Origin of the sequence: Streptomyces pratensis, assembly GCF_016804005.1 — a bacterium.
Classification (GTDB): Bacteria; Actinomycetota; Actinomycetes; order Streptomycetales; family Streptomycetaceae; genus Streptomyces; species Streptomyces pratensis_A.
Window position 1 is genome coordinate 2255361 of sequence record NZ_CP051486.1, and the last position, 19707, is coordinate 2275067.

At 72.0% G+C, this 19707-nt stretch carries 17 protein-coding genes; 9 read left to right on the forward strand and 8 right to left on the reverse strand.

What is annotated here, in order from left to right; all coding sequences use genetic code 11:
- The first annotated feature begins 2 nt into the window (after positions 1–2).
- A complete protein-coding gene (locus tag HED23_RS09855; protein WP_203183023.1) occupies positions 3–2333 on the forward strand; it encodes a bifunctional salicylyl-CoA 5-hydroxylase/oxidoreductase in 2331 nt (776 codons plus the stop codon).
- Between the two features lie 46 nt (positions 2334–2379).
- Here HED23_RS09855 and HED23_RS09860 read toward each other — a convergent pair whose 3' ends face one another.
- The 3 genes from HED23_RS09860 to HED23_RS09870 all read right to left on the reverse strand — a co-directional run bounded on the left by HED23_RS09860 (position 2380) and on the right by HED23_RS09870 (position 5338).
- On the reverse strand, positions 2380–2775 hold the full coding sequence (locus tag HED23_RS09860; protein WP_203183024.1) for a hypothetical protein: 396 nt from the start codon (positions 2773–2775) through the stop codon (positions 2380–2382).
- The gene (locus HED23_RS09865; protein WP_203183025.1) at positions 2772–3593 is read right to left on the reverse strand and encodes a GNAT family N-acetyltransferase; all 822 of its coding nucleotides are present in this window, start codon (positions 3591–3593) and stop codon (positions 2772–2774) included. Before HED23_RS09865 ends, HED23_RS09860 begins: the two co-directional genes overlap by 4 nt.
- Positions 3594–3718: 125 nt before the next feature.
- Positions 3719–5338, reverse strand: coding sequence for an AMP-binding protein (locus HED23_RS09870; RefSeq protein ID WP_203183026.1), 1620 nt, complete (start codon positions 5336–5338; stop codon positions 3719–3721).
- A gap of 91 nt (positions 5339–5429) precedes the next feature.
- Between HED23_RS09870 and HED23_RS09875 the strand changes: the two genes are divergently transcribed.
- Positions 5430–6563: an acyl-CoA dehydrogenase family protein gene (locus HED23_RS09875; RefSeq protein ID WP_203183027.1), complete on the forward strand. Its 1134-nt coding sequence runs from the start codon at positions 5430–5432 to the stop codon at positions 6561–6563.
- Positions 6560–6961, forward strand: coding sequence for a RidA family protein (locus tag HED23_RS09880; protein ID WP_203183028.1), 402 nt, complete (start codon positions 6560–6562; stop codon positions 6959–6961). Before HED23_RS09875 ends, HED23_RS09880 begins: the two co-directional genes overlap by 4 nt.
- Before the next feature lie 64 nt (positions 6962–7025).
- Here HED23_RS09880 and HED23_RS09885 read toward each other — a convergent pair whose 3' ends face one another.
- Genes HED23_RS09885 through HED23_RS09905 form a run of 5 tightly spaced genes read right to left on the reverse strand, consistent with a single transcriptional unit; the run spans position 7026 to position 12464 of the window.
- Positions 7026–8159, reverse strand: coding sequence for an FAD-dependent monooxygenase (locus HED23_RS09885; RefSeq protein WP_203183029.1), 1134 nt, complete (start codon positions 8157–8159; stop codon positions 7026–7028).
- A gap of 53 nt (positions 8160–8212) precedes the next feature.
- Entirely contained in the window at positions 8213–8782 is a 570-nt protein-coding gene (locus HED23_RS09890) for a GTP-binding protein (protein WP_203183030.1), read from the reverse strand.
- A 6-nt stretch (positions 8783–8788) separates the two neighbouring features.
- The gene (locus HED23_RS09895) at positions 8789–9196 is read right to left on the reverse strand and encodes a DUF742 domain-containing protein (protein WP_386468347.1); all 408 of its coding nucleotides are present in this window, start codon (positions 9194–9196) and stop codon (positions 8789–8791) included.
- Positions 9193–9630 carry a roadblock/LC7 domain-containing protein gene (locus tag HED23_RS09900; RefSeq protein WP_145808438.1) on the reverse strand — a complete coding sequence of 146 codons (438 nt, stop codon included), beginning with the start codon at positions 9628–9630 and terminating at the stop codon, positions 9193–9195. Before HED23_RS09900 ends, HED23_RS09895 begins: the two co-directional genes overlap by 4 nt.
- The gene (locus HED23_RS09905) at positions 9627–12464 is read right to left on the reverse strand and encodes a sensor histidine kinase (protein WP_203183031.1); all 2838 of its coding nucleotides are present in this window, start codon (positions 12462–12464) and stop codon (positions 9627–9629) included. The genes HED23_RS09900 and HED23_RS09905 overlap by 4 nt, the downstream gene beginning before the upstream one ends.
- A gap of 696 nt (positions 12465–13160) precedes the next feature.
- Here HED23_RS09905 and HED23_RS09910 point away from each other — a divergent pair.
- Genes HED23_RS09910 through mnhG form a run of 6 tightly spaced genes read left to right on the forward strand, consistent with a single transcriptional unit; the run spans position 13161 to position 19707 of the window.
- Positions 13161–16064, forward strand: a complete 2904-nt coding sequence (locus HED23_RS09910) for a Na+/H+ antiporter subunit A (RefSeq protein WP_203183032.1) — start codon at positions 13161–13163, stop codon at positions 16062–16064.
- Positions 16061–16654 carry a Na(+)/H(+) antiporter subunit C gene (locus HED23_RS09915; RefSeq protein ID WP_203183033.1) on the forward strand — a complete coding sequence of 198 codons (594 nt, stop codon included), beginning with the start codon at positions 16061–16063 and terminating at the stop codon, positions 16652–16654. Before HED23_RS09910 ends, HED23_RS09915 begins: the two co-directional genes overlap by 4 nt.
- Positions 16651–18306: a Na+/H+ antiporter subunit D gene (locus HED23_RS09920; protein WP_203183034.1), complete on the forward strand. Its 1656-nt coding sequence runs from the start codon at positions 16651–16653 to the stop codon at positions 18304–18306. The genes HED23_RS09915 and HED23_RS09920 overlap by 4 nt, the downstream gene beginning before the upstream one ends.
- Positions 18303–18968: a Na+/H+ antiporter subunit E gene (locus HED23_RS09925; protein ID WP_203183035.1), complete on the forward strand. Its 666-nt coding sequence runs from the start codon at positions 18303–18305 to the stop codon at positions 18966–18968. The genes HED23_RS09920 and HED23_RS09925 overlap by 4 nt, the downstream gene beginning before the upstream one ends.
- Positions 18965–19288, forward strand: coding sequence for a monovalent cation/H+ antiporter complex subunit F (locus HED23_RS09930; RefSeq protein ID WP_203183036.1), 324 nt, complete (start codon positions 18965–18967; stop codon positions 19286–19288). Before HED23_RS09925 ends, HED23_RS09930 begins: the two co-directional genes overlap by 4 nt.
- Complete coding sequence (gene mnhG / locus HED23_RS09935) at positions 19285–19707, forward strand: monovalent cation/H(+) antiporter subunit G (protein WP_203183037.1); 423 nt, start codon at positions 19285–19287, stop codon at positions 19705–19707. Before HED23_RS09930 ends, mnhG begins: the two co-directional genes overlap by 4 nt.

The window sequence follows — 19707 nt, forward strand, 5'->3', positions numbered from 1 at the left end:
CGATGCCCCCCTCGGACACGAGGCGGATCGCGGTCATCGGCGGCGGACCCGGCGGGCTCTACGCCGCGGCCCTCCTCAAGCGCCTGGACCCCGGCCGCGAGGTCACCGTGTGGGAGCGCAACGCCCCCGAGGACACCTTCGGCTTCGGCGTGGTCCTCTCCGACGAGACGCTCGGTGGCATCGAACACGCCGACCCGGTCGTGTACCGGGCACTGAGCGACGCGTTCGTCCGCTGGGACACCATCGACGTCGTGCACCGGGGCACCACCCAGACGTCCGGCGGACACGGCTTCGCCGCACTCGGCCGCCGCACGCTGCTGCGGATCCTTCACGAGCGCTGCGCGGCCCTCGGCGTACGGCTCCGATTCCGGACCGGGGCGCCACCCGCCGCCGAGCTCGCCGCCCGCCACGACCTGGTCATCGCCGCCGACGGTGTGCACAGTGCCACCCGCGAAGCCCATGCCCGTCACTTCCGCCCCACGGTCACCGACCATCGCAACCGCTACATCTGGCTTGCCGCAGACTTCGCGTTCGACGCCTTCCGCTTCGAGATCGCCGAGACCGAGTACGGCGTGATGCAGATGCACGCCTACCCCTTCTCCCGCCCGTCGCCCGGCCACGACTCCTCGACCAGGTCGGCGGACGGGCCCGGCGCCTCCACCGTCATCGTCGAGATGCGTGAAGAGGTCTGGCGGGCAGCCGGCCTCGACACCTGCGGCACCCCGCAGTCGGCCGAACGCTGTGCCAAGGTCTTCGCCGAGGCACTCGGCGGCCGGCCGCTGCGCTCCAACAGGTCCTCCTGGCTCACCTTCGCCACCGTCACCAACGCCCGCTGGTCGCACGGCAGGACGGTCCTCATCGGCGACGCCGCCCACACCGCCCACTTCTCCATCGGCTCCGGCACCAAACTCGCCGTCGAGGACGCCCTCGCCCTGGCCGCCTGCGTCGAGGAACAGCCGGACCTGCCCACCGCCCTCGCCGCGTACGAGGCCGAACGCCGCCCCGTGGTCCTGTCCACCCAGCGCGCCGCCGCTGCCAGCCTGCGCTGGTTCGAGGAACTCCCGGGATACGTGGGCCAGTCCCCCCGGCGGTTCGCCTTCAACCTCCTCACCCGCAGCCGTCGCGTCACCCACGACAACCTGCGGCTGCGCGATCCCGCCTTCACCGAGGCGGTGGAGGCGGATTTCGGCTGCCCGCCGGGCACCCCGCCGATGTTCACCCCGCTGCGGCTGCGCGGCCTCGAACTCCGCAACCGTGTCGTCGTCTCGCCCATGGACATGTACTCCGCAGCCGACGGGATGCCCGGCGACTTCCACCTCGTCCACCTCGGCGCCCGCGCGCTCGGCGGCGCCGGTCTCGTCATGACCGAGATGGTCTGTGTGAGCCCCGAGGGCCGCATCACACCCGGCTGCGCCGGACTGTGGACCGATGAACAGGCCGAGGCCTGGACCAGGATCACGCGCTTCGTCCACGACGCGGCCCCGGGCGCCGCGATCGGCGTCCAGCTGGGCCACTCCGGCCGCAAGGGCTCCACCCGGCTGATGTGGGAGGGCATCGACCAGCCGCTGGACGACGGCAACTGGCCCCTCAGCGCCGCCTCACCCCTCCCGTACGCGCAGGGCGTCAACCAGATCCCGCAGGCGCTGGACAGGGCCGGGATGGACGCGGTCCGGGAGCGGTTCACCGAGGCCGCGCTACGGGCCGCCCGCTCCGGCTTCGACCTGCTCGAACTTCACTGCGCCCACGGCTACCTGCTCTCCGGCTTCCTCTCCCCGCTCACCAACCTGCGCACCGACGCCTACGGCGGGTCCCTGGAGAACCGCCTCCGTTTCCCCCTGGAGGTCTTCGACGCGGTCCGTGACGTGTGGCCCGAGGACCGGCCCATGACCGTACGCGTCTCCGCCACCGACTGGGCACAGGGCGGCACGAGCGACGAGGACGCCCTGGCTGCCGCCCACGCCTTCGCCTCCCACGGCGCGGACGCCATCGACGTCTCCACCGGCCAGGTCGTCCCGGAGGAACGCCCCGAGTACGGCCGCTCGTACCAGACCCCGTACGCCGACCGGATCCGCAACGCACTGGGGGTGCCCGTCATCGCCGTCGGCGCCATCTCCTCGTGGGACGACGTGAATTCGCTGCTGCTCGCCGGCCGCGCCGACCTCTGCGCCCTGGCCCGCCCCCATCTGTACGACCCGCACTGGACGCTGCACGCGGCGGCCGAGCAGGGCTACGCGGGACCGGGCGTCTCCTGGCCGCTCCCGTACCGCGCGGGCAGCCGCACTCCGCCGACGGGCCGCACCGACGCCCCGAAGCCCCGTCTCACGCTGAACTGAGCGTCAGGCACTCGTGGCAGCGGCACGGCGTGGGATGCGGAGCCGATCACCGGGTCGTCCGGTACTCGACGGACAGCCTGCCGAGGAGCACCGCGAGCGCCTCGGCTTCCTGGCGGCCCGTCCGGCAGCCGCCCGCGGCCGCCTCCTCGCACAGTCGCAGCACGGTCGGGCTGTGGACGGGAACCGCCCTGAAGTTGTGCAGGTTGTGCGTCGCCATGTCGATCGTGATGTACGTGCCGGTGTGCCGCCCGCGTCCGATCGTGGTCAGCTGCTCGTGGGCCGCCCCCGGGTAGGTCCCGATCACATGCACCTTGGAGCCGCCCCGGTAGGACTTGGTGCCCGGCCGCAGTTCCTGGCCGCCCTCCCCGTAACGCCGCCACCGCACGACGTTCGCGGCGACGAGCCATGCCTGCTCGGCGGACGGGCCGTCGCCGGCCGTCACTCCGGCTCCGCCGTGATCAGCAGCCGGTCACCGACTGGCTCGTAACCGATGCGCCGGTACACGCCGTTGCTCGTCGGATTCGCGAGGTCCGTGAAGAGCAGCACCTCTCCGGCCCCCGACTCCCGCGCCGCCCGGCCGACCTCCGCCGTCACCGCCGCCGCGTAGCCCCGGCGCCGGTGTTCCGGCGGGGTGTAGACGGTCACCACCCGCACCGTGCCCGCGATCCCGCGCGAGACGCCCGCCATCGAAACCGGCTCCCCGCGGGTCTCCCAGAGGGTCAGCCCTCCGTGCGCCGTGCGTTCGTCCACGATCCGTTCGGCCCGGTCGCCGGACCGGCCGGTCTCCTCACCGAAGGCGCGAATCCAGCCGACCAGCAGCGCCCGGTCGTCGGTGGTGGCGGTCCGGGGCGCCCCGGCCGGGCCGGGGCTGGGCGGTACCGACGTGCCCAGCCTGTACAGCCGGTGCTCCTCGTCCACCCGGTGCCGTGGCCAGCGGGCGGCCAGGAGCGTCGCGGCCTCGCGGTCCGCGTTGATGCCGGGCAGCGGGAGGGCGTCGGGCAGCGCGGCGATCGCTTCGGGGGACGCCGTGCCCAGGATCGGCGGGAAGGGCGGCGTATGCACGAGAGCCCCGGCCACCTCGCCGTCCGCGCCGCGCCACCAGCCGAGCACCGGAGGCTCCGCCCCGTAGGCCTGTGGCCCGCTGTCCCGCAGCGTGGCCGTGACGGTCAACAGCAGGCTGTTCTCGGCGGGCCGCGCGGCCAGGGAAGCTCCGGCCGCGTCCAGGAACGCGTCGACGTCATCGGTGAAGGTCCAGGTCATGCTCCATCCTGTCGGTTCACCCGCCCCTGAAGCATCCCGATTTCGACGGGCGGCTCCTGGACCGCCGGACGCGCTGACGCACGGACGGACCTCGGCCTCCGGGGCGGAGACGGCGGGGCACGTGATCACTCGTGAGCGGCGGTGCCGCGCAGCAGGAAGCGCTGGAGCTTTCCCGTCGCGGTCCTCGGGAGCGCGGGCAGGAATTCGATGGCGCGCGGGCACTTGTGCGGCGCCAACTCGGCCTTCATATGGGCGCGCAGCTCATCGGCCGACAGCAGGGCGCCCTCGCGCGGCACGACGTACGCGGCCACGATCTGCCCGCGCAGTTCGTCGGCCCGGCCCACCACCGCCGCCTCGGCCACGTCGGGGTGGCGCAGGAGGGCCTCCTCGACCTCGGGGCCGGCGATGTTGTACCCGGCGGAGATGATCATGTCGTCGGCGCGTGCGACGTAGCGGAAGTAGCCGTCGGGCTCGCGGACATAGGTGTCGCCGGTGATGTTCCAGCCGTGGCGCACGTACTCCCGCTGACGGTCGTCGGCCAGATACCGGCAGCCGACCGGACCACGCACGGCCAGCAGGCCGGGTTCCCCGTCGGGCAGTTCCCCGCCGTCGTCGCCCACCACGCGCGCCCGCCAGCCGGGCACGGGGACGCCGGTGGTGCCGGGCCGGATCGCCCCGTCGGCCGCCGAGACGAAGATGTGCAGCAGCTCGGTGGCCCCGATGCCGTTGATGATGCGCAGCCCCGTCCGCTCGTACCAGGACCGCCAGGTCGCGGCGGGGAGGTTCTCCCCGGCCGAGACGCAGCGGCGCAGCGCGGACAGGTCGTGGCCGTCGAGTGCGCCGAGCATCAGGCGGTACGCGGTCGGCGCGGTGAACAGGACGGAGACCCGGTGCGCCGCGAGTGCGGGCAGCAGCTGCTCGGGACCGGCCTGTTCCAGCAGCAGGGACGAGGCGCCGGCCCGCAGCGGGAAGATGACCAGCCCCCCGAGCCCGAAGGTGAAGCCGAGCGGCGGACTTCCCGCGAACACGTCGTCGGGACCGGGCCGCAGGACGTGGCGGGCGAAGGTGTCGGCGACGGCCAGTACGTCGCGGTGCGCGTGCATGCACCCTTTGGGCCGGCCGGTGGTGCCCGAGGTGAACGCGATGAGCGCGATGTCGTCCGCGGCGGTGTCCACCGGCCGGCAGGGCCCCGGGCGGGCCGCCGCGAGCTCCGTCAGATCACCTGGGGAGCCGCCCCCGTACGTCGTGACGCGCAGGCCGGGCACCTCGGCCGCGAGCAGGTCGTCCACCGACCTGATGTCGCACAGGGCGTGGCCGACGCGGGCGATGGAGCAGATCGTGGCGAGCTCCGCCGGCCGTTGCCGGTCCAGCACCGTAACGGCGATCGCGCCGGCCTTCATCACGGCGAGCCAGCAGGCCGCGAGATAGGGCGTGGTGGGGCCGCGCAGCAGTACGCGGTTGCCGGGGACGACGCCCAGGTCGTGGCTGAGCACCTGGGTGATGCGGTCCACCCGGTCGCGCAGCTCCCCGTAGCTCCAGACGTTGCCGTCGGCGTTCCGGAAGGCGGGGCGCTCGGGGCCGAAGCGGTCGGCGGTGCGGTCGAGCAGCTCGTATCCGCAGTTCAGCCGGTCGGGGTAGGCCAGTTCGGGGAGGTCGAAGACCAGCTCGGGCCGGTCCTCGGCGGATGGGAGGTGGTCGCGCGCGAAGGTGTCGGTGTGCGCGCTCGCGGTACCTGACGGCTTCATGAAGCATCGCCCCCTTGTCGCCCTTGGAGCGTATCGTTTGAGTGACGGTAGTCAACGGTCCGCGATAAGTCGTGACAAGAGAGGCGCCGGCATGACGGCATTCTCCCTCGATCCCGGTCAAACCGCCTGGTGCGACGAGCTGTACACCCTCGCCCGTGACGAGCTCCGGCCCCTTGCCGAGAAGGGCGAGCCCGGCCAGGTCAACCGTCCGCTCGTCGCCGCCCTCGGAGGGTTCGGGCTCCTGGACCGGCTCCTCGGCTCGGGAGCACTCGATCTCTGCCTGATGCGCGAATCGCTGGCGCGCGGCTGTACCGAGGCGGAGACCGCACTCGCGCTCCAGGGCCTCGGAGCCGGTCCGGTCCGCCGGGCGGGCACCGAGGCCCAGCGCGCGCGGTGGCTCCCCGAGGTGCGCTCGGGCCGTGCCGTTGCCGCATTCGCGCTCAGCGAGCCGGGTGCCGGGTCCGACGCGGCGGCGCTCGCCCTTGCCGCACGGCCCGCCGCCGACGGGCACGGCTGGCGGCTCACCGGCGAGAAGTGCTGGATCTCCAACGCCCCCGAGGCGGACTTCTACACGGTCTTCGCAAGGACGGGCGAGGGTGCCGGAGCGCGGGGCGTCACGGCTTTCCTCGTCCCGGCCGATCGCCCCGGGCTCACCGGAACGGCCCTGGACATGCTCTCCCCGCACCCCGTCGGAGCGCTGGACTTCGACGGCGTGCCGGTGACGGCCGAGGACGTTCTCGGAGAACCCGGCCGTGGCTTCCGGGTAGCCATGGACACCCTGAACCTCTTCCGGCCCAGCGTCGGAGCGTTCGCCGTCGGGATGGCGCGCGCCGCCCTCGACGCCACCCTGGAACACACCACGCACCGCAGCGCCTTCGGAGCCCCGCTCAAGGACCTCCAGGCCGTCTCGCACCAGGTCGCGGAGATGGCGACCCGCACCGAGGCGGCCAGGCTCCTGGTGTACGCGGCGGCCGCGGCCCACGACGCCGGGGAGCCGGGCGTGCCCCGGCGCGCCGCAATGGCCAAGCTGTACGCCACCGAGACCGCGCAGTACGTCGTCGACGCGGCGGTCCAGCTGCACGGCGCCCGGGCCCTGCGCCGGGGGCACCTGCTGGAACACCTCTACCGGGAGGTCCGCGCGCCCCGGATCTACGAGGGAGCCACCGAGGTGCAGCGCACCGTCATCGCCAGGGAGCTGTACGCGACACAGGAGACCCCCGCATGAATCCGATCACCCGGATCAACCCCGCCGAGCTCTCCCCTCCCACCGGCTTCTCGCACGCCGTCACGGCCACCGGCGGCCGGCTGGTCTTCCTGGCCGGCCAGACCGCGCTGGACGGCGACGGGAAGGTCGTCGGCTCCACGCTTCCCGAGCAGTTCGAGACGGCTCTGGGGAATCTGCTGACAGCCCTGCGTGCGGCGGGCGGCGCCCCGACAGCCCTTGCGAGGGTCACCGTCTACGCCACCGACGTGGCCGACTACCGTGCCCACGCCCCCGAACTGGGCGCCATCTGGCGGAGGCTGGCCGGGCGCGAGTACCCGGCGATGGCCGTCGTCGGAGCGGCCAGGCTCTGGGACGAGCAGGCCATGGTCGAGATCGACGGCATCGCCGTGCTCGACTGAGGCGGCATGTGACGAGGGGGCGGTGCGGACGGCCGCACCGCCCCCTCGTCACATGCGGTGCGGATCAGTACGGCTTGACCAGCACGTGGGCGGCGCCGGGCATCCCGACCTTCAGGAGCTCGTCCTCCTCGGGCGTCGTCGCGCTGCCGGTCTCCTCCTTGAGGAGCGCGCGCGAGAGGTTCTGCACGAACATCGCGCGGGGACGGCGGCGGTCCTCCCACGCGGCCAGGGCCGCCGGGACGTCGTCCTCCGCGTCCAGGGACCGGGCCAGGACCAGAGCGTCCTCCACCGCCATCGCCGCACCCTGCGCGAGGTTCGGGGTGCTCGCGTGCGCGGCGTCACCGGCGATGACGACCCGGCCGACGTGCCAGGGCGCGTCGACCGTCACCTGCGAGATGCGCGAGTAGACGACGCCGTCCGCCACGGTGACCGAGGCGAGCGCCTCGGCGACGGGCCCGCCGAAGCCCGCGAGACGCTCCTTGAGCTCCTCGTGCGCCCGCGCGGGGTCCGGGCGGAAGTCCGGCTCCTCGGCCGTCACGGCGGCCAGATACATCAGCTCGTCCGTGATCGGGGTCATCAGCGCCTTCGTCGACGAGCGTCCCGCGCTCACCACGACGCCCTGGACCTCGGGCAGACGGGGCACGGTGACCCGCCAGTTGGCGAAACCGGTGTACTCGGGGGTGAAGCGGTCGCCGTGGAGGCGGGTGCGCAGGGGCGAGCCGATGCCGTCGAAGCCGACGACGAGGTCCCAGCGTGCGGACGAGCCGTCGGACAGGGTCACCTCGACACCCTCGCCGTCGTCGGTGAGTCCGCTGATCGTCGTACCGAACCGGATCGGGACCCCGGCGGCGGTCGTGGCGTCGCCGAGCACCTGGGCCAGGGCGGGGCGCGGTATGCCGTGGCTGGCGGGGGCGTCTTCCATGCGGGGCTGCGGGATCTTGGCGAGGGTGGCGCCGGCCGGGTCGCAGATGGTCAGCACCTCCCAGGGGTAGCCGGCCGCCAGGCACGCGTCGAGCACGCCGATCTCACGCATGACGTGCAGGGCGTTGGACGGCTGGATGATGCCGACGCCGAGTGCGTCCAGCTGGTCGCGGAGCTCGACGACCTCGACCGTGTGCCCGCTCCGGGCGAGCGCGACGGCAAGGGTGAGTCCGCCGATGCCGCCGCCGTGTACCAGTACACGCAGGGGTGTTGCCATCTCAGGTCTCTCCAGGCGAGAAGGGAGGATCGGGGGGAATGGGGAGTGGGCGGTCAGCCGACGGCCGCGGGCAGGCTCATCAGGTGGTCGACCAGGGCGAGCAGCACGTCGCGGCCGAAGGGCCGCTCCCGGACGTCCCCGATCAGCAGGGGGACATGCGGGTCCAGGTCGAGGGCGGCACGGATCTCGTCCGTGGAGCGGGTGTTGTGCCCGTGGAAGCAGTTGATCGCCACCACGAAGGGGATGTCCCGGCTCTCGAAGAAGTCGATCGAGGCGAAGCTCGTCTCGAGCCGCCGGGTGTCGGCGATCACGACACCGCCGAGCGCACCGTTGACCAGGTCGTTCCACATGAACCAGAAACGTTCCTGGCCGGGCGTGCCGAAGAGGTAGACCACCAGCTCCGGGCTGACCGTGATGCGGCCGAAGTCCAGTGCCACGGTGGTGGTGTTCTTCTGGCCGACGCCGGCGAGGCTGTCGACGCCGACGCTCGCCTGGGTGAGGTATTCCTCGGTGCGCAGGGGCGCCACCTCGCTGACGGCGCCCACGAGGGTGGTCTTCCCCACGCCGAAGCCGCCGGCTATGAGGATCTTGACGGCGGAAGGTGCCGTCTGACTGGTTGTCATATCTGTTCAGAGTCTCCGGAGTCCGTCACGTACGGCGGCGAGCAGGCCCATGCCCGCCCCACCCGACGCCCGCGCCACCGTCAGGGGGGCGCGGGCCAGCAGCAGGCCCTGTGAGACCAGGTCGGCCAGCAGGATCTTGGTCACCGAGACCGGAAGATCGAGACCGGCGGAGACCTCGGCGACCGCGGCCGGCCGGCGGCAGCGCTCCAGGATCATGCGGTGCTCCGGCTGGAGACGGCCCGCCCTCAGGGGGGCACCGTGCTCGTCCACCGGTTGCCCGGCGGTGGTCAGTACGGTGATGAGGCTGAAGTCGTCGCGCTCGGGGGCGGTCCGGCCACGGGTGATCGTGTACGGGCGCACCATCGTGCCCGCGCCGTCCTCCTCGGTCTCCTCCTCGTCCCAGTAAGGCGTCACACCCGCTGCCCGTCCCCGGTACCGAAGGCGTCGAAGTCACCGCGTGCGGGTGCGGTGAGCTTCTGTCCGACCTGCTGCACGAGGTTGTGCATCGCCAGCGACATGACCTCGGCGTCGACCTCCTGGGAGGCGACGACGGCGAGGTGGGTGCCCTGGCCGGCGGCGATGATGAAGAGCCAGAGATCGGCCAGTTCGACGATGACCTGGTGGACCGATCCGCCGTCGAACAGCTGGCCGACCCCTCGGGCGAGGCTCTGCTGGCCGGTGCATATCGCGGCGAGCCTTTCGGCGTCGGCGCGTTCGATGGTGCGCGAGTGGCTCACCACCAGTCCGTCGTCGGACAGCAGCACGGCGTTCAGTGTCTCGGCGACCGAGTCCACCAGACCGTCGAGCAGCCAGTCCAGATCCTGGAGGGTGGCCGTTGTGCGTGTCATGACCGTTCTTCTCTCGTAGGGGAGGGTGCGGAGGGGGCGGGGCCCGGCGGCTCCTCCGCCGCACGTGCCGCGCGCGAGCGCCGCTGGAATGCCCCGATCGCCGCACCGGCCCGCCGGGGGACGGGGCGCAGCAGCGGGTTCTCGTCCCAGCTCGGGGGCTTGGGTGCGGCCGTCCGGGCAGCTGGGTCCACCCGGAGTTCGTCCACCAGGCTGGCCTGGCGGACGCGGCGGGGGAGCGGGGGCTCCCCGCCCGCTGGCGTGGGGGCCGGCAGCTCCGCCCGGCCCGTGGAAGGACCTTCGGGCCCGTGGGGGGCGGGCGGACCGTAGGCGTGCGGGCCGCCTGTGTCGCTCCCGGCGGGGTACGGCTGCGGGTAGGACGGCCCGGGTGCCGGATACGGGTCATCGGCCGGCTCCGCGTACGCGTGGCCGGGCACCGGGTACTGGCCCGCGGCCGTCATGTAGGGCTGTTCCTGGCTGGCGTAGGGCTGATCGATGCCTGCGTAGGGGGCGTCCGTCCCGGCGTACGGCTGTTCCGGCCCGGCGTACGGGCGGTCCGTGTACTGCTGCCCGGGTTCGGGGTACGAACCGTCGGCGTACAGATGCCCGTTCCCCTGGTACGAGGCGTCGCCCGTGGCGTACGGCTGGTCCGCGTCCTGGTACGGATTGTCGTCCGGGGCGTAGGGCTGCCCGTCCGGCGGGAACGGCTGTCCGGGTACGGGGAACGCGTCCCCGGGGCCGGCGTACGGCTGCTCGGGGGAGGGCTGTTCCTCCTCGGCGGGCCGTGACCTGGCGGTGCGGTCGGCCAGGGCCGTGACCCCGGCCATCGCGCGCCCCTGGACCCGGGTCGGCAGCGCGCCCTGGGCCGCGGGTGCGGCCGCCGGCTCCGCCGCAGGGGAGGGGGCGGCCGACGGCACGCCGACCGGACCGGTGCCGGGCTCGGGGACGGTCAGCTCGTCCGGCACCAGGACGACCACACGGGTACCGCCGAAGGCGGAGGGCCGGAACTCGACCCGAAGCCCGTGCTGGTCCGCGAGGCGCGAGATCACGTAGAGGCCGAGCCGGATGTCCTCCGAGTGGGCCAGCACGTCCATCCGGGGCGGACGGGTCATCAGCTCGTTGGCCTCGGCGAGCTGTTCCTCGTCCATGCCGAGGCCGCGGTCCTCGACCTCGATGGCCAGGCCCCTGCTCACCTTCGCCGCGCGCACCTCCACGGGGCTCGGCGGACGGGAGAAGGTCAGCGCGTTCTCGATCAGCTCCGCCAGTACGTGGGAGACCGGACCCACGGCCCGCTCGGCCAGCCACGGAGCGCCGTCGAGGTCCAGCACCACCCGGCGGTAGTCCTGCACCTCGCCCTGAGCGGAACGCATGACGTCCAGCAGCGGTACGGGCTTGCGCCAGCGCCGGTGCGGCGAGCCGCCCGCGAGGATCACCAGGTTCTCCTCGTAACGGCGCAGGCGGGCCGTCAGGTGGTCGAGGTCGAAGAGGCCGTCCAGCACCTCGGGATCCTCGTGCTTGCGCTCCAGCTCGTCCAGCTTCTTGAGCTGCTGGCCGATCAGCTGCTGCGTACGGCGCGCGATGCGCTGCAGGAGCCGCTCGAAGCCCCGGTGCTGGTCGGCCTGTCTGACGGCTGCCTGCAGGGCGCTGGTGCGGGCCTGGTTGAGCGCGCCGCCGAGCCGGGTGAGTTCGTCGCCGCCCTCGTCCGGGGTGTCGATCGCGCGGGCCTCGGCCTCGACATCGATCTTCTCCCCCTGGGCCAGCCGTTCGACGACGTCGGGCAGAGCCTTCTCGAGCTCCTCGGCCCGCTCCTGGAGTCCGGAGATGCGCCGGCGCAGGTTACGGGTGAGGCGCCAGGTGGTCCAGACGACCGCGACGACCGCGAGCAGGCCGATCACCGAGGTGAGGACCATCTTGAGGAGCAGGGACATCACCGTGTCCTTGCCGGTGACCACGACCGCGCCGGTGCGCTTCTCGAGCATCCCGACCAGCTGGGGGGTCACACCGTCCATGGCCTCGCGCCAGGTGTCCTCCTCGGCCTTCAGCTCGACGAAGCCGGACCGGTCGGCCGCCGCGGGGCGCAGGATCTGCTCCTCGACCTTCGTCTTGGCCTTCCACGCGGAGCTCTCGGTCAGAGCCCGCCAGTCAGCCTGTTCGTCCTCGGGAAGGAACGGAACCACCTTGGTGCCGGCCTGGAAGGACTGGCCGGAGACCGCGTTCCGGACCTCCTGGAGGTCCTCGGTGCTCAGCTTGCCGGTGGGCCAGCCACGGGCCAGGATCGCGTCCGAGCGGGAGATCATCTCCTTGGCCCAGAAGAGGTCCACGAGCGGCTGGCCCAGGGTGGTGACCTCACCGTTGTCCACATGGCTGAGGGCCGAGAAGAGTTCCAGGTCCACGGCGATCAGGTCGGTGTAGTAGCCGTAGACGACGGCCTGCTGGTCGCTGTCACCCTCGTCGACGAGGGTGCGCTGGGCGGGCAGCTGGTTGATCGCCTCCCGGGCCCTGCCGACGGCGTTCCGCACCTCTTCGGGTGCGTCGTCCGCGCTCACGTCCGAGAGGGACTCGAACTCCTTGATCGCCTCGTCCGTGAGTGTGCGCTGCTGCTTCAGCGCCGTGCCGGAGTCCTCGGGCCGGGCCAGCGCCTCCGCGCTGAGCCGGCGCTCCTCCTGCAGGTTGTAGTACACGATGTTGGACGGTTGGCCCGCTTGTTCGGCCAAGAGTCCCTGGGCTGCCTGGCGTTGGAAGTCCAGGAGTGTCTGTCCACTGGTGACGGCCCACAGGGCTGCCAGTGCGACTCCGGGGACGATCGCCAGTACGAGAAGGGCCGTCCGCAACGACATGGGTGCCGAGTCGGTCCGCCGTGACGCGCGCGTGCGCAGGGGATGCTCCTTGACGATGATGCCAGCCGGTGACTGGTCAAATACGTTGAGAACTTGGACACATGGATATTAGCCACAGTGCAAAAAAGAAGAAAAAGTGGCCTCACACGTGCAACACGGCGCGCACACGCAGCGCACACGTCTGCCCGCCGAAGTGTCGGGGATGCCTGCCATGCCCAGGTAGCGTCGAGCACGCTCCGGAGTGAGGCTGAAGATGCGCGTGTATGTCCCGCGGCGCACGAGGAGGCGACGAACATGCCGGGCGGGCCGCCCCCGCACCACCCCGTGCACAGGTCGTCCGACGGTGAAGGCCTCACGGAGGGCCCCGGCACGCACGTCCGCCCGCGCGCCGCCGGAGACGTGCGCGGTATGCCCGACGAGGTGCCCGACGAACCGCGCCACCTGCCGCTGAACGCCGACCGCGTGCTCGGCGGGGAAGCGGGGCCGGAGTCGGCCGTGCCGGAAAAGCCCCATGTCATGCCGTGTGACCACGGGTGGACAGGGCAGACGCCGTTCTGTGACCACAGTGGGACAGGAGCCGTCCATCACCGACGCGGAACAGAACCAGCGGACCGGCCGCCGCGCGGCGCGCCGGACGGGTGAACCGGGCTGGGGGATATATCTGTATTCGGTGCCCTTTGCTCCGGATCCCCCGTCGTGACCGTCCTCGTCCTCTCCCATTTCGCACTGGCCGCCTGCGCGGCGCCGCTCGTGCGGCGGTTCGGCCGGTACGCGTTCCTCGTGCTCGCGCTGCCCCCCGCGGCCGCCACGGTATGGGCGGTCACCGAGTGGAGCGGCGCGGAGGCCGGCCGGGCGGTCACCTGGTCCTGGGAATGGATCGCGGCGTACGACGTGTCGATCGCCTTCCGCCTGGACGCGCTGGCCGAACTCATGGTGCTGCTCGCGGCCGGGGTGGGCATGCTCGTCCTGCTCTACTGCGCGTCCTACTTCACCGACGACTCTCCACAACTGGCCTCCTTCGCCGGGAATCTGCTCGCCTTCGCGGGTGCCATGCTCGCACTCGTCCTCGCCGACGACCTGATCTCGCTCTACGTGTTCTGGGAACTGACCACCGTCTTCTCCTACCTGCTGATCGGGCACACCAGCCGGCGCAAACAGAACCGCCGCTCCGCCCTCCAGGCCCTGACGGTCACCACGCTGGGCGGCCTGGCGATGCTGGTCGGCTTCCTGATCCTCGGCGAGGCGGCGGGCACCTACCGGATCTCCGCGATCGTCGCCGATCCGCCGGAGACGACACCCGCCGTATCCGTGGCCGTCGTCCTCGTGCTGTGCGGGGCGCTGTCCAAATCGGCGATCTGGCCGTTCAGCCTCTGGCTGCCGAACGCCATGGCTGCTCCCACCCCGGTCAGTGCCTACCTGCACGCCGCGGCCATGGTCAAGGCCGGTGTCTACCTGGTGGCGCGGCTCGCTCCCGCCTTCGCCGACGTGCCCGTCTGGCGGCCGACGGTCCTGGTACTGGGGGGTGCGACCATGCTCCTCGGGGCCTGGCGCGCACTGCGCCTGAACGACCTGAAGCTCGTACTCGCCTACGGCACCGTCAGCCAGCTCGGCTTCCTCACCGTCCTGGCGGGCGCGGGGAACCGGAACGCCGCGCTCGCCGCCGTGGCGATGATCCTGGGGCACGCGCTGTTCAAGGCCGCGCTGTTCCTCGTCACGGGCATCGTGGACCACGCGGCCGGCACCCGTGATCTGCGCAGACTCTCCGGCCTCGGCCGCACCATGCCGTACGTGTGCGCCGTCGCGGTGCTCGCGGCCGCCTCCATGGCGGCTGTGCCGCCACTCCTCGGATTCGCCGCCAAGGAGGCCGCCTTCGACGCGCTGCTGCACGGCGACACGGCCGACCGCTGGGTACTGGCCGTCACCGTCGTCGGCTCGGTGCTGACCGTCGCGTACACCCTCCGCTTCGTCTGGGGAGCGTTCGCCCGCAAGCCGGGTGTCGCCGACACCCCCGCCCACCGCGTCGGCGCCGCCTTCCTGGCCCCGCCCGCCGTCCTCGCAGTGGCCGGGCTGGTGCTGGGCCCCGGAGTCGGATGGACGGACCGTCTGTTCGCCGCCTACGCCGACGCGTTCCCCGCCCCGGCCCATCCCTACCACCTCGCGCTCTGGCACGGCTTCAACGTCGTCCTGCTGCTGTCCGCCCTGACCTGGGCGGGTGGCGCCGTCCTCTTCGCCGGACGCGCCACGGTCACCCGGATCTCCCGGCGCGTCGCCTGGCCGACCGCGGACAGTGTCTTCGGGCACCTCCTGCTCGGCCTGGAACGCGTCGCCCTCCAGGTCACCGGCTTCGTCCAGCGCGGCTCCCTCTCCGGCTACCTGGCCATCACCCTGACCGTGATGCTGGCCGGCCAGCTGGCGGTCCTGGTCACGGACCGCCCCTGGGAAGGAGCGGCCGCCCCCCGGATCTGGGACGCCCCGCTCCAGGGCGCGGTCGCCGTGCTCACCTGTGCGGCAGCCCTGTCCTGTCTGACCGTCAGCCGCCGGATGAAGGCGGTCGTCCTGGCGGGGCTGACCGGGTACGGGGCGGCGCTGCTGTTCGTCGTGCAGGGCGCCCCCGACCTGGCGCTCACCCAGTTCTGCGTCGAGACCGTGTCGATGATCGTGTTCGTCCTGGTCCTGCGCCGGATGCCGGTGCGTTTCGAGGAGTCGATCGGCACCTGGCGGCGGAAACTGCGGATCCCGGTTGCGCTGGCCGCCGCGGCGACGGTCGGCGTGGCCGTGTGGGCGGCGGGCGCGGCACGCGTCGCCGAGCCCGCGGGCGCGGCGATGGTCGAGGAGGTCGCCCATCACGGTCTCAAGGACGTGGTGGCCACCATCCTGGTCGATCTGCGGGCCTGGGACACGATGGGGGAGTCCGCCGTCCTCGCGGCGGCGGCGATCGGGGTGACCAGCCTGATCTACCTCCACCGCCGCAGCGAGACTGCCGTGAACAGGGAGGAGCTGCGGGGGGAGACCGCCTGGACGCTGGCGCGCGGACGGCTGACCGGTCTGCCGCAGGGAGACGACACGGCACCCGAACGCAGCTGGCTGGCCGCCGGATCCACCCTTGCGCCCGAGCACCGGTCCGTCGTCTTCGAAGTGGTCGCCCGGCTGCTCTTCCATCCCATTCTGGTGCTCTCCCTGTACCTGCTGTTCTGCGCCGAGAACATGCCGGGAGGCGGCTTCGTCGCCGGGCTCGTGGCCGGACTGGCTCTCATCACCCGCTACCTGGCAGGCGGCAGGTTCGAGCTCGCGGAGGCCGCGCCCCTGCAGCCCGGACTCTTCACCGGACTCGGACTGTTCGTGTCCACCGCGGTCGCCCTGGGCGGGCTCGCGGAAGGCACCGTGCTCCACGCCTGGACCTATCACGGGCATCTGCCCCTGTTCGGTGACTACCACCTGAGCACGTCGGTCCTCTTCGACTTCGGTGTCTACCTGCTGGTCTTCGGTGTGGTCCTGGACATCGTGCGGGCGCTGGGGGCCAAGGTCGACCGGCAGATCGAACGGGCCGCCGGCGCGCTGGCCCCCGCGACGGACTCAGGGACGGGGGAGTCCAGCCGATGACCATGAGCGTCTCGCTCCTCGCCACGGCCGTCGTCCTCTGCGCGGTCGGAGGCATCCTCATGCTCACCCGGCCGCTCACCCGCATCCTGCTCGGCGCGGTGATCGCGGGCAACGGCATCAACCTGCTGGTCCTCTCGTCGACCGGCTCCGCGGGCGCGGCGCCCCTGCTCTACGGTGTGCCGCTGCGGCGGATCACCGACCCGCTGCCCCAGGCCATCGCCCTCACCGCCATCGTCATCACCCTCGCCACCACGGCCTTCCTGCTCGCCATGGCCTACCGCAGCTTCCAGCTGACCGGCACGGACGAGGTCCATGACGACCTGGAGGACCGGCGTATCTTCCTGCGCGCCGAGGTGATGGGGCAGCGGGCCGAACTCCGCGAGGAGTACCGGGCGGAGCCCGGGCGCACCCGCAAGGACCGCACCCGCTACAAGCAGGAGCACCGCAGGCTGCGCGCCCGGCTCCGTGCCGACCGGGCCCTGCAGGCCCGGGGCCGCGACGCCGGCGGTGACCTGTGGCACGACGTGCTGGGAGCCGACCCCGAGGACTACGTGAACGACACGGACGACGACCGAGGAGCCGCCCGATGAACGCGCTCGTCCCGCTGCCGGTCCTCCTGCCGCTCTGTGCCACCGGGCTGAGCCTCGCCTTCGGCACCCGGCTCGCGCGCTTCCAGCGCTTCATCAGCGTCGCCGTGCTCAGCGCCGTCCTCTGCCTCTCGGTGATCCTGATGATCGCCGCCGACCGGCAGGGACCCCTCTCCGTCCACCTCGGCGACTTCGCCCCGCCGCTCGGCATCACGCTGGTCGCCGACCGGCTGTCGGGCCTGATGCTGACCGTCTCCTCGGCGGTCACCCTCGCGGTCCTGGTCTACTCACTGGGCCAGGGCATGGCGGACCGGGACAAGGAGACGCCCGTCGCCGTCTTCCACCCCGCCTATCTCATCCTGGTCGCCGGGGTCTCCCTCACCTTCATCGCCGGCGACCTCGTCAACCTTTACGTCGGCTTCGAGATCATGCTGGTCGCCAGCTTCGTCCTGCTCACGCTCGGCGGAACCGGCCCCCGGATCCGGGCGGGCTCGACGTACGTGATCATCTCGCTGTTCTCCTCGATGCTGTTCCTGACGGCGATCGCCATGGCCTACGCGGCCACGGGCACGGCCAACTTCGCCCAGCTGGCCCTCCGGCTGCCCGACCTCCCCCTCGGTGTGCAGACCCTGGTCCAGGCCATGCTGCTCACCGTCTTCGCCATCAAGGCCGCCGTCTTCCCCCTCGCCGCCTGGCTCCCCGACTCCTACCCGACGGCGCCCGCGCCCGTCACCGCCGTCTTCGCGGGCCTGCTGACGAAGGTCGGCATCTACTGCATGCTGCGCGTCGAGACCCTGTTCTTCCCCGGGAACCGGCTCGGCGACCTGCTGATGGCCGTAGCCCTCGCCTCGATGACCGTGGGCATTCTCGGCGCGGTCGCCCAGACCGACCTCAAGCGGCTCTTCTCCTTCACCCTGATCAGCCACATCGGCTACATGGTCTTCGGAATCGGCCTCGCCACCCGGGAGGCCTACGGTGGCGCGATCTTCTACGTGGCCCACCACATCACCGTCCAGACCACCCTCTTCCTCGTCGCGGGCCTCATCGAACGCCGGGGCGGCACCAACGAGCTGACCCGGCTCGGCGGACTGGCCCGGGCGGCTCCGCTGCTCGCGGTCCTCTTCTTCGTCCCCGCGATGAACTTCGCCGGCATCCCACCGCTCTCCGGTTTCATCGGGAAGCTCGGACTCATGCGGGCAGGTGTCGCCGACGGCAGCGTGTGGGCCTGGATCCTCGTCGCCGGTGCCACGGTGACGAGCCTGCTCACCCTGTACGTGATGGCCAAGATCTGGAATCTGGCCTTCTGGCGTACGGAGCCCCCGGGGCAGGCCGCCTACGGCACCGTCCTCGAGACCGCCGACGACAGCGACGACGACGATGCCGACGCCGGACCCGACCGCATCCCCGGCACGGGCGACGAAGGAGTGGGACCGCCCCGGGCCCCGGCCGGACAGACCGTTGCCGCCACCCTCCAGGGGCGGGCCGTCACGACCACGGTCCGTCCGCCCGTGGCCATGACCGCCGCCACTGCGGGCGCCGTCCTGCTCGGCCTCGCCTTCACCGTGCTGGCCGGTCCGCTGACGGCCTTCACCGACCGCGCGGCAGCCGAACTCATCGAGCGCCGCCCCTATGTGGAGGAGGTGCTCGGCCGGTGAGACGACTGATCACGCTGTCGTACCACAACCCCGACCTGCCCCCCTTCAGCATCGAGTTCGCCGGCCGCAGGCGCCGTGTGCTCGACCTTCCGCTGATCTCCTGGCTCACCCTGATCTGGGTCATGCTGTGGTCCACCCTGACCTGGGCCAACGTCGTCACCGGCGCGGTCGTCGCGGTGATCGTCTGCCTGGCGTTCCCCCTGCCGCAGGTCGATCTGGGGCTGCGGCTGCACCCCTGGGGCATCCTCCGGCTCGGCGGCTACCTGCTCTACGACATGTACACCTCGGGAGTGAAGGTCACCCGGCAGATCTTCGCCGACCGTCCGCACCGGCCCGCCGTCATCGGCGTGCCCCTGCGCTGCCGCAGCGACCTGATGCTCGCCGCGACCGCCGTCACCGTCTCGAACGTGCCGGGCGGCTCCCTCGTCGAGGTGCGCAGGGCGACGGCCACGCTCTTCCTGCACGTCCTGGACGCGGACAGGCCCGAGGAGCTGGAGGCGGCCCGGCGGTCCGTCTGGAAGCTGGAGGAGCTCACGGTCCGTGCCTTCGGCACCTCCGACGAGATCGCGCGCGTCTCCGAACCGCCACCGGCCGCAGAATCCGGCACCGGCACCGGCACCGGCACCGGCTCCGATTCCGACTCCGGGCAGGGGGAGACATGACCGGTCCCGAGACCGTCGACCGGGTGCTGATCAGTGCCGCGGTCGTGCTCGTCGTCGTCGCGGGCGCGCTGCTGCTCTTCCGGATCAGCCGCGGGCCCTCCATGCTCGACCGGGCCATCGCGCTCGATGTCTTCGCCGCCGTGATAATCGCGGGGCTGGGCGCCAAGTCCGCTTTCGCCCGGGACGCGTTCTACTTCCCGATCATGCTGGTACTCGCCTTTCTCGGCTTCACCGGATCCGTGGGCATCGCCCGTTTCATCGCCGTCCGGGACAAGCCGTTGCCACGTAGGAAGCCCGCCGGGAAGGAGGGACGGAAATGAATGTCTGGCTGCAGATCGCGGACACGGCCGGGGCGGTCCTCGTCCTCCTCGGCGCGGCGATCAGCCTTCTCGGGGTGGTCGGCATGGTGAAGCTGCCCGACGTCCTGTCACGCAGTCACGCGGCGACCAAGCCGCAGACCCTGGGGCTGCTGCTGGTGCTGGCCGGGGTCGCGTTGAGGCTGCGCGGCGGCATGGACCTGGCGACGCTGGCCCTCATCGGCTTCTTCCAGCTGATGACAGGCCCGGTGGCGGCCCATCTGGTCGCGCGATCGGCGTACCGGACGGGGCAGATCGAGCGCGGTGAGCTGCTCTTCGACGACCTGGACGCGCAGCTCACCGAGCCGGGGCAGGAGCCCGGTGCGGGCACGGGACCCGATGCGGGGCAGGAGCCGGGCGGGGGCCACGGGACGGGCAGGTGA

Excerpts from the sequence above, each read along its gene's own strand:
- HED23_RS09920 (WP_203183034.1), top strand. The coding sequence starts at position 16,651 with ATGAACGCGCTCGTCCCGCTGCCGGTCCTCCTGCCGCTCTGTGCCACC.
- HED23_RS09915 (WP_203183033.1), top strand. The coding sequence starts at position 16,061 with ATGACCATGAGCGTCTCGCTCCTCGCCACGGCCGTCGTCCTCTGCGCG.
- HED23_RS09865 (WP_203183025.1), bottom strand. The coding sequence starts at position 3,593 with ATGACCTGGACCTTCACCGATGACGTCGACGCGTTCCTGGACGCGGCC.
- HED23_RS09890 (WP_203183030.1), bottom strand. The coding sequence starts at position 8,782 with ATGACAACCAGTCAGACGGCACCTTCCGCCGTCAAGATCCTCATAGCC.
- HED23_RS09880 (WP_203183028.1), top strand. The coding sequence starts at position 6,560 with ATGAATCCGATCACCCGGATCAACCCCGCCGAGCTCTCCCCTCCCACC.
- HED23_RS09905 (WP_203183031.1), bottom strand. The coding sequence starts at position 12,464 with ATGTCGTTGCGGACGGCCCTTCTCGTACTGGCGATCGTCCCCGGAGTC.
- HED23_RS09875 (WP_203183027.1), top strand. The coding sequence starts at position 5,430 with ATGACGGCATTCTCCCTCGATCCCGGTCAAACCGCCTGGTGCGACGAG.
- HED23_RS09930 (WP_203183036.1), top strand. The coding sequence starts at position 18,965 with ATGACCGGTCCCGAGACCGTCGACCGGGTGCTGATCAGTGCCGCGGTC.
- HED23_RS09870 (WP_203183026.1), bottom strand. The coding sequence starts at position 5,338 with ATGAAGCCGTCAGGTACCGCGAGCGCGCACACCGACACCTTCGCGCGC.
- HED23_RS09900 (WP_145808438.1), bottom strand. The coding sequence starts at position 9,630 with ATGACACGCACAACGGCCACCCTCCAGGATCTGGACTGGCTGCTCGAC.
- HED23_RS09855 (WP_203183023.1), top strand. The coding sequence starts at position 3 with ATGCCCCCCTCGGACACGAGGCGGATCGCGGTCATCGGCGGCGGACCC.
- mnhG (WP_203183037.1), top strand. The coding sequence starts at position 19,285 with ATGAATGTCTGGCTGCAGATCGCGGACACGGCCGGGGCGGTCCTCGTC.
- HED23_RS09885 (WP_203183029.1), bottom strand. The coding sequence starts at position 8,159 with ATGGCAACACCCCTGCGTGTACTGGTACACGGCGGCGGCATCGGCGGA.